The following is an 11,586-nucleotide window of genomic DNA, read 5'->3' as shown; positions in this document are numbered from 1 at the left end:
ATTCAGTAGTGGGAGTGGAGTATGTATGCGATTAAGTGAATTAAGTGGTAAAGAGGTTGTAGATATAGAAAAAGCGGAAAAAATGGGAGTCTTAGGTTATATGGATTTAGAGATTAATGAGAAAGACGGACAAATACAAACACTTATAATACCTGTAGGGAAGTGGGGAGGTTTTAAAAAGGAACCACAAGAAGTAAGGGTGGCATGGAGTCAAATAAAGAAAGTCGGACATGATATGCTTCTTTGTGATAGTATAGATCGTTCAAATTCGGAGTGAAGGATGGCCATTTTGGTCATCTTTTTTTGTATCTACATAGAAACCTGATAAATCATATGTGCATTTGGATTTTCAATCACCATAAACTCGTACATTACATATGATGTGGAGGAAAAAGAAAAAGTAGGCACTTTTCTTATAAATGACAGAAAAAGAAGGTGAATTAGGGAATGTTGACTGAGATGCATATTGCTGTCATAGGAGGAGATGCAAGGCAGCTAGAAGTAATTCGTAAGCTAGTTGAATTGGATGCGAAACTTTCTTTGATAGGGTTTGATCAGTTAGATCATGGTTTCACAGGGGCAGCAAAAGAAAGTATACAAAATTTAGATTTCACTTCTGTAGACGCAATTATTTTGCCGGTTGCAGGTACAAATGCTAAAGGAGAAGTAGATACTATTTTTTCAAATGAAAAAGTTTCAATAACGAAAGAACAAATTGAAAATACACCAGAACACTTTACTATATATTCGGGTATTGGTACACCTTACTTGGAAAATCTCGTATCTACTACGAACCGAAAACTTGTTAAATTATTTGATCGTGATGATGTGGCAATATACAATTCTATTCCAACTGTAGAAGGTACATTAATGATGGTAATTCAACATACCGACTATACAATTCATGGGTCCAATGTAATGGTTCTAGGATTTGGTAGAACAGGAATGAGTGTTGCGAGAGCATTTCAATCATTAGGAGCCCATGTCAAAGTTGGAGCAAGACGATCTGAACATATTGCACGTATTACAGAAATGATGTTTTCTCCTTTTCATATGCAAGACATAGAGAAAGAAGTAGGAAATATCGATATTGTAATCAATACAATTCCGCACCTCGTTGTAACAGCGAATGTTATTGCAAAAATGCCAGCTCATACGTTAGTGATTGATTTAGCTTCTAAACCAGGCGGTACTGACTTTAGATATGCGGAAAAAAGAGGAGTCAAAGCGTTGCTAGCACCTGGATTACCAGGTATTGTTGCTCCCAAAACGGCTGGGCAAATTTTAGCAAATGTTCTTTCTCAGTTATTAGCAGCAGATGCAATTGCAAAGGAGGAGGAAAAGAAATGAGTTTGAAGGGGAAACGAATTGGTTTCGGATTTACGGGTTCACATTGTACGTATGAGGAAGTTATGCCGCACTTAGAAAAATTAATTGCTGAAGGGGCAGAAGTACGTCCCGTTGTTTCATACACTGTTCAATCAACAAATACTAGATTTGGAGAAGGAGCAGAGTGGATTAAGAAAATTGAAGAAATAACAGGTTTTAAAGCAATTAATTCAATTGTTGGAGCAGAGCCACTTGGACCTAAAATTCCATTAGACTGCATGGTAATCGCTCCTTTAACAGGAAATTCTATGAGTAAATTTGCAAATGCAATGACAGACTCTCCAGTACTAATGGCAGCAAAAGCGACGTTAAGAAATGGCAAGCCTGTCGTATTGGCGGTTTCGACGAATGATGCATTAGGATTAAATGGGGTAAATCTCATGCGCCTAATGGCAACAAAAAACATCTACTTCGTTCCATTCGGTCAAGATGCACCAGAGAAAAAACCCAACTCAATGGTAGCTCGCATGGAGCTGCTGGAAGACACAGTATTAGAAGCACTGCAAGGAAAGCAATTGCAACCGGTGGTCGTAGAAAAATTCAGATATATGAATTAAAAAACGAAAAAAAACGGACAATTTTTGATGAAACCATCATTCTTACTGTAGAATATGATAAAATTAACGTTATTAAGATTAGAAGGGGTATTGTATACTCCTTCTGATTCTAAGTTATAGAAGGATTGGTATCTAGAAAGGGGCATAGTGATGGAAAAGCAAAAAACTTTTCATGTCGCTGTAGTTGGAGCAACCGGCGCAGTTGGTGAACAAATGTTAAATACTTTAGAGAAACGAGAATTTCCGATTGGGAAGTTAACGTTACTTTCATCTAAACGATCTGCAGGTAAGAAACTTGTATTTAAAGGCGAAGAATTTACAGTTCAAGAGGCAACTCCTGAAAGCTTTGAAGGAGTAGATATCGCACTATTTAGTGCTGGTGGATCTGTATCGAAACAATTAGCGCCAGAAGCAGCAAAACGCGGTGCGATTGTTGTTGATAATACAAGTGCATTCCGTATGACAGAAAACGTGCCACTTGTTGTACCTGAAGTAAATGAAAATGACTTAAAAGAACATAATGGCATTATTGCAAATCCAAACTGTTCTACAATTCAAATGGTAGTAGCTCTTGAGCCAGTTCGTCAGCAATATGGTTTAAAACGAGTAATCGTTTCCACATATCAAGCTGTATCAGGTGCTGGTGCGGCAGCTATTGAAGAACTTCATGAACAATCACAAGCAATCTTAAATGGCGAAGAAGTTAAGGCAAATGTTCTTCCTGTATCAGGTGATAAGAAGCATTTCCCAATTGCTTTTAATGCGATTCCACAGATTGATAAGTTCCAAGATAATGGATTTACATTTGAAGAAATGAAAATGATTAACGAAACGAAAAAAATTATGCATATGCCTGAATTAGAAGTAGCGGCAACGTGTGTACGTTTACCAGTTGTATCAGGACACTCTGAGTCTGTTTACATCGAAGTAGAAAAAGAAGGCGTAACAGTAGAAGAATTAAAGAGCTTACTTGCAAATGCGGAAGGTATTGTTCTGCAAGATAATCCAGAAGAGCAGTTATATCCAATGCCAGCTACTGCAGTAGGTAAAAACGAAGTATTCGTTGGAAGAATCCGTAAAGATTTAAATAACGATAAAGGATTCCATCTTTGGGTCGTATCTGATAACTTATTAAAAGGCGCTGCATGGAATTCTGTTCAAATTGCAGAGCGCTTAGTAAAATTACAATTAGTGTAAACGGCTAAGAGAAGGTGCAAAATATGAAAATAATTGTTCAAAAATTTGGTGGCACATCAGTACGTGATGACAATGGACGTAAGCATGCGCTTCATCATATAAAAAAATCATTAGCTGCTGGTTATAAAGTAGTTACTGTCGTATCTGCTATGGGCCGTAAAGGTGAACCATATGCAACGGATACGTTATTAAGTCTTGTAAATCAAGAGGAATCTACTATTTCTAAACGTGAGCAAGATTTATTATTATCGTGCGGAGAGTTAATCTCTGCAATTGTTTTCTCTAATATGTTGAATGAGAATGGTATAAAAGCAGCAGCATTAAATGGTGCACAAGCTGGTTTTGTAACGAATGATGACTTTACGAATGCAAAGATTATTGAAATGAATTGCGATCGTATACATGAAGAGTTAGAAAATGTAGATGTAATCGTCGTTACAGGATTCCAAGGGCAAACGAAAAAAGGTGATACGACAACACTTGGACGCGGAGGTAGTGATACTTCAGCTTCAGCATTAGGTGTTGCACTTCATGCTGAATACATCGATATATTCACTGATGTAGAAGGTGTTATGACTGCGGATCCTCGTATTGTAAAAGATGCACGTCATCTTCAAACTGTAACGTATAACGAAATTTGTAACATGGCTTATCAAGGTGCGAAAGTCGTTCATCCACGTGCAGTTGAAATTGCGATGCATGCAAAAGTGCCACTTCGTGTACGTTCTACGTATTCTGATAGTGAAGGTACGCTTATTTCAGCATATGACGGTGCTACAAGAGGTCGTGATGTAGAAGAACGTCCTGTTACAGGTATCGCCCACGTATCAAACGTAACGCAAATTAAAGTGCTTGCAAAAGAAACGGCATATGATTTGCAACAACATGTGTTTAAAGAGATGGCGAACGAAGGAATAAGTGTTGATTTAATTAATATTTCACCTACTGGCGTAGCATATACGGTGAGTGATAATGTATCAAGTCATGCAGTTAAATTATTAAAGAACCTTGGATATGAGCCAATTGTGACAGAACATTGTGCGAAAGTATCTATCGTTGGAGCTGGAATGGCAGGATACCCAGGGGTTACTGCGAAAATCGTTACAGCTTTAGCGGAAAAAGGTATTCAAATTCTGCAATCGGCAGATAGTCATACAACAATTTGGGTTCTTGTAAAAGAAACTGATTTAGTGGAGGCTGTAAATGCATTACATAGTGCGTTTGAGCTTTCAAAAGAAAAGCAACTGGAACAATAAGGAGTGAGACCATGATAGATTTTGGGACAATTGCAACCGCGATGGTAACACCGTTTGATATAAACGGGAATATCGATTTTGCAAAGACAACGAAATTGGTAAATTATTTAATTGATAACGGTACAACAGCAATCGTGGTAGGAGGAACGACAGGAGAATCTCCTACATTAACTTCAGAAGAGAAGGTAGCGTTATATCGCCATGTCGTATCTGTTGTCGATAAAAGAGTGCCCGTAATCGCTGGAACAGGTAGCAATAATACGCATGCTTCTATTGATTTAACTAAAAAGGCAACAGAAGTTGGTGTGGATGCAGTAATGCTAGTAGCACCGTATTATAACAAACCGAGTCAAGAAGGAATGTATCAGCATTTTAAAGCAATTGCTGAAAGTACGCCACTTCCGGTTATGCTATATAACGTTCCAGGACGATCTATTGTACAAATCTCCGTTGATACAGTTGTTCGTTTATCAGAAATAGAAAACATTGTTGCTATTAAAGATGCAGGCGGCGATGTGTTAACAATGACAGAAATCATTGAAAAAACAGCGGACGACTTTGCGGTATACAGCGGTGATGACGGTTTAACGTTACCGGCTATGGCAGTTGGAGCGAAAGGTATCGTTTCGGTAGCATCTCATGTTATCGGAAACGAAATGCAAGAAATGATTACAGCATTTCTTGCAGGAGAGTTTAAGAAGGCACAAAAATTACATCAATTACTTGTAAGAGTAACTGATTCATTATTTATGGCGCCAAGTCCAACTCCAGTAAAAACAGCGTTACAAATGGTTGGATTAGATGTAGGTTCTGTACGTTTACCACTTCTTCCATTAACAGAAGAAGAAAGAGTAACGTTACAATCTGTAATGCAATCTATTCCTCGTTAATAAAAATGACCTAGTTTCACACTAGGTCATTTTTTTATTGATATGAAAATGTTTGAATCTGTTTTAAAGTAAATCTTTTATAAAATGATTTTAAGCTTGCCTTTCTCATCTGTATATGAACCTATAATATTGAAAACGAGTATATTACGCTACGCGTTCTCTACTGGCTAAAGTATGATATGGTCCTTTCGTTAATTTTGTTTCAACCTCTTGTTCTCGATAGTGACTGTCAAATCCCGCTAAAAATTTAACCTTATTAAATTTTTAGCGGGATTTTGTAATTCATAGCTTTTTGTCATGTAATGCAATGTTTATAAGAAAAGGATCTTACATCTTTAATTTTGTTGAAAAGTAGTTGCTGGTACAGAAAATACTTTCGGTTATGTTTTTAGAGGAATTGCCTCAAATATGACGTAATCTATAAAAAAGCTTCATTTTATAAGTGTTTTTGTGCGATTCAAGAAAAAAATCTAGGAAATCCATCAAATGAAAGTAATTTAAAGTATTTAGGGTAGTTTTTTCCAAATAACATGGAGTATAAAAGCAGCGGAAATAAGCCATATACTTTTAGTGCTGTTCCTTTCTTTTACTTTTTCTTTCGCACGATTTAACTTGTGTTCTATTTCTTGTATCAGGTATAATATGGCTAAGTAGCTTAGTACGGGTATGCTTAGCAAAATTGGTAAAAATTATAATTTAATTACATTTTCATATCATATCGAATAAGATATTTGATTTATATAATGAAAGAGAGGTGAAACCTGGTTTAAAAAATAAACAAGGACATGATATCGCATAACGGTAAGGACATTCGTCTTGGACGGTGAATATATGGTGGTTGTAGAGTTTCCCCTGGTGTCTCTGCAATTTTAGTGAAATCAGTGTTTGCAAGATTTTTAAACCAGGCAACAACATGAAGAGAAAAGAGAATGAGTCTGTTAAAGTATTTGCTCTTGGTGGAGTAGGTGAAATCGGGAAAAACATGTACTGTGTTGAAATTGATTCTGAAATCTTTATTGTGGATGCAGGGTTAATGTTCCCGGGAGATGAAATGTTTGGAATTGATATCGTTATTCCTGATATTACATATTTAGTGGAAAACCAAGAGCGAGTAAAGGGTTTATTTATTACTCACGGTCATGAAGATCATATTGGTGGTATTGTTTACGTACTTCGTAAATTATCTATTCCAGTGTATGCAACGAAATTAACAGTAGGACTTATACAAGAAAAACTTGGCGAAGCGGGTATGTTAGGTCGTGTAGACTTAAAAACAATCGATTCAAATTCAACAGTAGAGTTTAATACTACAACGGTGTCATTCTTTGGAACGACACATAGTATTCCAGATTCTGTTGGTGTTTGTTTCCATACATCAAAAGGTGCAATCGTATATACAGGAGACTTTAAATTCGATCAAACTCCAATTGGAAATAGTGGAGCAGACCTTGGGGAAATGGCTCAAATTGGAAATGAAGGCGTACTTTGCTTATTATCTGATAGTACAAACGCAGAGCGCCCAGGTTATACAGGTTCTGAAAAAGAAGTTGGTGTAGAAATTTCTAAAGTGTTCTACGGCGCAGAAGGTCGTATTATCGTTGCTTCATTTGCATCGAATGTACATCGTATTCAACAAGTATTTGATGCAGCTGCCGAAACAGGGCGAAAAGTAGCGGTAGTAGGACGTAGTATGGTGAAAGTAGTAGACATTGCAAGACGTCTTGGTTATTTAGATGTTCCAGAAGGTATGGTTATTTCATTACAAGAAGTAGACAACTTCCCAGAGAAAAAGGTAGCTATTTTAACGACAGGTAGTCAAGGTGAACCGATGGCTGCTCTATCTAGAATGGCAAAACAAGCACATAAACAAATTTCAATTCGTAAAGGTGATACTGTTATCATTGCTGCTTCGCCAATTCCGGGTAATGAAATATCTGTATCAAAAATTATTGATTTGTTATTTAGAGCTGGAGCTGAAGTTGTTTATTACGGCGAAAGAAAAGTTCATGTTTCAGGTCACGGTAGCCAAGAAGAATTAAAATTAATGTTAAATTTAATGAAACCGAAGTACTTTGTACCCGTACATGGTGAGTTCCGTATGCAAAAAGCACATGCGTATTTAGCTGAAGATGTAGGTATTACAAGAGAAAATATCTTTATCGTAGAAAAAGGCGATGTAATTGCTTTTGGTGACGATGAAGCGAACTTAGTCGGTAAAGTACAAGCTGGTAATGTTTTAATTGATGGATTAGGTGTAGGTGACGTTGGTAATATCGTTCTTCGAGATAGAAAGATGTTATCTCAAGATGGAATATTAGTAGTAGTTGTAACGCTTGGTAAAGATGAAAAGAAAATTATCTCTGGTCCAGAAATCATTTCACGTGGTTTCGTATATGTTCGTGAGTCAGAAGCGTTAATTGAACGATCTACAGAGATTGTACGTATGATTGTTGAGCAGTCAATTAAAGAATATTCGATTGAATGGTCAATGTTAAAACAAAATATTCGTGAATTATTAGGACAGTTCTTGTACGAAGAGACAAAGAGAAAACCTATGATTTTACCGATTATTATGGAAGTATAAAAAAGATCACCCTTATGGGTGATCTTTTTTTTCTTTTTAACCCTATCGAATGAAATTTATAACTTAAGAAATAATAGTTATATACGAGTGAAAGGGGATGCGAAATGACAGAACGTGATCGATATACAAATGAAGAAAAAGAAACTGAGCCAAAAGAAGCTGGAAAAGAGGCTTCAATAGTAGAAAAAATTCAACAGCTTGGACAGACAAATGTACCACAGATGAATGAATCACGTATTCATTGTTTAACGATTATCGGACAAGTGGAAGGTCATGTTCAATTACCGCCGCAAAATAAAACAACAAAATACGAGCATATCATTCCGCAAATTGTTGCGATTGAACAAAATCCGAAAATTGAAGGTTTGCTTTTAATATTAAATACGGTTGGAGGTGACGTTGAAGCTGGACTAGCAATTTCAGAAATGGTAGCTTCACTTTCAAAACCAACAGTATCTCTAGTTTTAGGTGGGGGACATTCCATCGGTGTACCGATTGCTGTTTCTACTGACTATTCGTTTATTGCGGAAACTGCGACGATGACAATTCATCCAATTCGTTTAACAGGTCTTGTCATAGGTGTGCCGCAAACATTTGAGTATTTGGATAAGATGCAAGAAAGAGTTATTCGTTTTGTGACGAAGCACTCGAAAGTAACAGAGGATCGTTTTAAAGAGCTTATGTTTGCGAAAGGAAATTTAACGCGAGATATTGGGACGAATGTAATTGGTGGAGATGCAGTAAAGTACGGTCTTATAGATGATGTTGGTGGTATTGGAAATGCGATTCGAAAATTAAACGAATTAATAGATGTTCGCGCGGAAGGTAGTGCAGAAGGGACAATGTTACAATGATTTTATATACAATTATGCCAGAGCAACTTGTGTATCCGGCCGATTATTCACAATGTGAAAGTCAAAAAGTTGTAAATATAAATGGTGTGGAATTAATGGTTTCTGAAGAGGAACATGGGTGTTATTCTATTGTACGTGTGCTAAGTACGGACCCACTTCACTATTTAGAGTTTGAGCCCGGTCAGAAAATAACCTTTTAGCAAAAAGAAGGATTTTGTTTAGAAGCTATGGTATAATATAAAAAACAAGACGGTTGAGCAGCCATGAGTAGGCTGCTTTCTTCTGTTTATTTAGCATTTTACAAGAAGTGTAAAAATAGAAGATATAAAGACCTGAAAAATAGAGAAAACAGACATATAAATAGAGCATTTTTAGGGGAGCTTTACTTATATGTAGAACACGAGGTGAAGAAATGGCAAAACAAAAGCAAAGAGGGACGAAGGCAAAGGCAAGACGTACGATAAAGCCAACTTTGTATTATGAAATCGTCGGTTTAACTCTTTTTGCACTTTCAATCATTACGATTTTACAGCTAGGCGTTGTAGGGAAATCGTTTGTGTTATTTTTTCGCTTCTTCTTTGGTGAGTGGTACATAATTGGTGTGTTAGGTGTAATAGCTTTATCGGTTTCCTTTGTTATAAAACGCGGATGGCCGAACCTTTTAAATAAACGGTTAATTGGATTTTATTTAATTGTATTGGCAATATTAATGTTTAGTCATATTACATTATTTAACCTTCTTACAAAAGATGGAGCAGTGCAAAATACTTCTGTTATTGTGAGTACGAAAGATAACTTCTTTCTTGAAATGAAAAAAGGGCCAGATAGCGTTCATTTAGGCGGTGGTATGTTTGGTGCGCTTATGTTCGCGACATGTTACTTCCTATTCGACGAAGTAGGAGCCTATATCATTGGGATTATTTTAGTTATTCTCGGGGTACTCTGTATAACAAATAAACATATTGGAGAAGTGTTAGCTCCAGTTGGTAGAATTCTTAGAAGTCAATTTCAAGTGATGCAAGTGGATTATAAAGATTGGAGATCCAAAAGAACGGCTGAACAAACAGAAAAGAAAAAAACAACAAGAAGTACAAGAAGCAAACGTGCTGCAGAACAAGAAGAAGTGATTGAGCCGATGGAAGAAATCCAAATTGATCCGCCAATTATTTCAAATTTCACTGAGAATTATCCTGCAAATGAAGAAGAGGATAAACGAATTGAAGTAGAGCAAGAAGATTTGATCACTTCACCGTTTATTGAAGAGACTCCACCAATTGAAGAATCAAAGAAAAAGCGTGGAGAAAAAATCGTTGAATCGTTAGAGAGTGAAGCGCAAGCACCTCCTATGCAATTTTCAAATGTAGAAAATAAAGATTACAAGCTTCCTTCACTTGATATATTAAAATTTCCAAAGAATAAGCAAGTTACAAATGAAAATGCGGAAATTTATGAGAATGCTCGTAAATTAGAACGTACATTCCAAAGTTTCGGAGTGAAAGCGAAAGTAACAAAAGTGCATAGAGGTCCTGCAGTTACAAAATATGAAGTGTATCCTGATATGGGGGTAAAGGTAAGCAAAATTGTCAGTTTAAGTGATGATTTAGCCCTTGCATTAGCTGCAAAGGACATTCGTATTGAGGCGCCAATTCCCGGGAAATCAGCTGTAGGGATCGAAGTTCCGAACTCAGAAGTTTCGATGGTAACGCTGAGGGAAGTTCTTGATTCTAAGGCTAACAATCATCCGGAAGAGAAGTTGTTAATTGGTCTTGGCCGAGATATTACAGGTGAAGCTGTATTAGCCCGTTTAAATAAAATGCCCCATTTACTCGTAGCTGGTGCGACAGGGAGCGGGAAAAGTGTATGTATTAACGGTATTATTGTTAGTATTTTAATGCGTGCAAAACCACATGAAGTAAAATTAATGATGATTGACCCGAAAATGGTAGAGTTAAATGTATATAACGGTGTGCCTCATTTGTTAACACCAGTTGTAACTGATCCGAAAAAAGCATCGCAAGCATTGAAAAAAGTTGTGAGTGAGATGGAACGTCGTTATGAATTGTTTGCTCATAGTGGTACACGTAACATTGAAGGATACAACGATTATATAAAAGAGCATAATAGTCAATCAGAAGCGAAACAACCCGAATTACCGTATATTGTAGTAATTGTGGACGAGTTAGCAGATTTAATGATGGTTGCTTCGTCTGATGTAGAGGATGCGATTATGCGTCTAGCGCAAATGGCTCGTGCTGCTGGTATTCATTTAATTATTGCAACGCAACGTCCGTCAGTTGACGTTATTACGGGTGTTATTAAAGCGAATATTCCATCACGTATTGCATTCGCTGTATCTTCTCAAACAGATTCTCGTACAATTCTTGACGGTGGTGGTGCAGAGAAGCTACTAGGTCGTGGCGACATGCTGTTTATACCAATTGGTGCATCGAAACCTGTACGTGTACAAGGTGCATTTTTATCAGATGATGAAGTTGAGAGAGTTGTAGAATATGTTATTGGACAGCAAAAAGCACAATATCAAGAAGATATGATTCCGCAAGATGTTCCTGATACGAAGCAGGAAGTAGAAGATGAATTATATGATGAAGCGGTTCAACTTGTAGTGGAAATGCAAACAGCATCTGTTTCTATGCTACAACGTAGGTTTAGAGTAGGTTATACGCGAGCTGCTCGTCTAATTGATGCAATGGAAATGAATGGTGTAGTAGGTCCATATGAAGGTAGTAAACCGAGAGAAGTACTCATTAATGATGTACAAGAAAAAAGTTCTTAAAAAAGCCTAATTGTTTTTACAATTAGGCTTTTTTATATAGTGTTTTTATTATATACTATACTCAG

10 protein-coding genes are annotated in these 11,586 nt (G+C 36.8%); all 10 read left to right on the top strand.

The genetic code is table 11. The features are described from left to right. The first annotated feature begins 25 nt into the window (after positions 1 to 25). The 10 genes from CN409_RS13880 (at position 26) to CN409_RS13835 (ending at position 11,521) form a co-directional block, all read left to right on the top strand. Positions 26 to 277, top strand: coding sequence for a YlmC/YmxH family sporulation protein (locus tag CN409_RS13880; RefSeq protein ID WP_001239759.1), 252 nt, complete (start codon positions 26 to 28; stop codon positions 275 to 277). A 170-nt stretch (positions 278 to 447) separates the two neighbouring features. Further along, positions 448 to 1,350, top strand: a complete 903-nt coding sequence (gene dpaA / locus CN409_RS13875; RefSeq protein WP_000954735.1) for a dipicolinic acid synthetase subunit A — start codon at positions 448 to 450, stop codon at positions 1,348 to 1,350. After that, entirely contained in the window at positions 1,347 to 1,946 is a 600-nt protein-coding gene (dpaB, locus tag CN409_RS13870) for a dipicolinate synthase subunit B (RefSeq protein WP_000053596.1), read from the top strand. Before dpaA ends, dpaB begins: the two co-directional genes overlap by 4 nt. A gap of 150 nt (positions 1,947 to 2,096) precedes the next feature. Next, positions 2,097 to 3,143 (top strand): aspartate-semialdehyde dehydrogenase, encoded by a 1,047-nt coding sequence (asd, locus tag CN409_RS13865; protein ID WP_000414849.1) that lies wholly within the window; start codon positions 2,097 to 2,099, stop codon positions 3,141 to 3,143. A 23-nt stretch (positions 3,144 to 3,166) separates the two neighbouring features. Beyond that, on the top strand, positions 3,167 to 4,399 hold the full coding sequence (dapG, locus tag CN409_RS13860) for an aspartate kinase (RefSeq protein ID WP_000692450.1): 1,233 nt from the start codon (positions 3,167 to 3,169) through the stop codon (positions 4,397 to 4,399). 11 nt (positions 4,400 to 4,410) lie between these two features. Further along, positions 4,411 to 5,289 carry a 4-hydroxy-tetrahydrodipicolinate synthase gene (dapA, locus tag CN409_RS13855; protein ID WP_000564762.1) on the top strand — a complete coding sequence of 293 codons (879 nt, stop codon included), beginning with the start codon at positions 4,411 to 4,413 and terminating at the stop codon, positions 5,287 to 5,289. Positions 5,290 to 6,202: 913 nt separating this feature from the next. Beyond that, positions 6,203 to 7,873 carry a ribonuclease J gene (locus tag CN409_RS13850; RefSeq protein WP_098217806.1) on the top strand — a complete coding sequence of 557 codons (1,671 nt, stop codon included), beginning with the start codon at positions 6,203 to 6,205 and terminating at the stop codon, positions 7,871 to 7,873. Positions 7,874 to 7,977: 104 nt separating this feature from the next. Next, positions 7,978 to 8,727, top strand: a complete 750-nt coding sequence (gene tepA, locus CN409_RS13845) for a translocation-enhancing protein TepA (protein ID WP_000139825.1) — start codon at positions 7,978 to 7,980, stop codon at positions 8,725 to 8,727. Next, entirely contained in the window at positions 8,724 to 8,927 is a 204-nt protein-coding gene (locus tag CN409_RS13840; RefSeq protein WP_000605020.1) for a YlzJ-like family protein, read from the top strand. The genes tepA and CN409_RS13840 overlap by 4 nt, the downstream gene beginning before the upstream one ends. 212 nt (positions 8,928 to 9,139) lie before the next feature. Beyond that, positions 9,140 to 11,521: a DNA translocase FtsK gene (locus CN409_RS13835; protein WP_001118795.1), complete on the top strand. Its 2,382-nt coding sequence runs from the start codon at positions 9,140 to 9,142 to the stop codon at positions 11,519 to 11,521. Positions 11,522 to 11,586 lie beyond the last annotated feature (65 nt).

Source organism: Bacillus sp. AFS012607 (genome assembly GCF_002558005.1).
GTDB classification, from domain to species: domain Bacteria; phylum Bacillota; class Bacilli; order Bacillales; family Bacillaceae_G; genus Bacillus_A; species Bacillus_A thuringiensis_S.
The sequence above is the reverse complement of the archived record's forward strand: the minus strand, read 5'-3'. Positions and strand labels throughout refer to the sequence as shown.

Bases quoted from the DNA above. Each gene is read 5' to 3' on its own strand.
- dapG (WP_000692450.1), top strand. From the start codon at position 3,167: ATGAAAATAATTGTTCAAAAATTTGGTGGCACATCAGTACGTGATGAC.
- dpaA (WP_000954735.1), top strand. From the start codon at position 448: ATGTTGACTGAGATGCATATTGCTGTCATAGGAGGAGATGCAAGGCAG.
- asd (WP_000414849.1), top strand. From the start codon at position 2,097: ATGGAAAAGCAAAAAACTTTTCATGTCGCTGTAGTTGGAGCAACCGGC.
- tepA (WP_000139825.1), top strand. From the start codon at position 7,978: ATGACAGAACGTGATCGATATACAAATGAAGAAAAAGAAACTGAGCCA.
- dpaB (WP_000053596.1), top strand. From the start codon at position 1,347: ATGAGTTTGAAGGGGAAACGAATTGGTTTCGGATTTACGGGTTCACAT.
- dapA (WP_000564762.1), top strand. From the start codon at position 4,411: ATGATAGATTTTGGGACAATTGCAACCGCGATGGTAACACCGTTTGAT.
- CN409_RS13880 (WP_001239759.1), top strand. From the start codon at position 26: ATGCGATTAAGTGAATTAAGTGGTAAAGAGGTTGTAGATATAGAAAAA.
- CN409_RS13840 (WP_000605020.1), top strand. From the start codon at position 8,724: ATGATTTTATATACAATTATGCCAGAGCAACTTGTGTATCCGGCCGAT.
- CN409_RS13850 (WP_098217806.1), top strand. From the start codon at position 6,203: ATGAAGAGAAAAGAGAATGAGTCTGTTAAAGTATTTGCTCTTGGTGGA.
- CN409_RS13835 (WP_001118795.1), top strand. From the start codon at position 9,140: ATGGCAAAACAAAAGCAAAGAGGGACGAAGGCAAAGGCAAGACGTACG.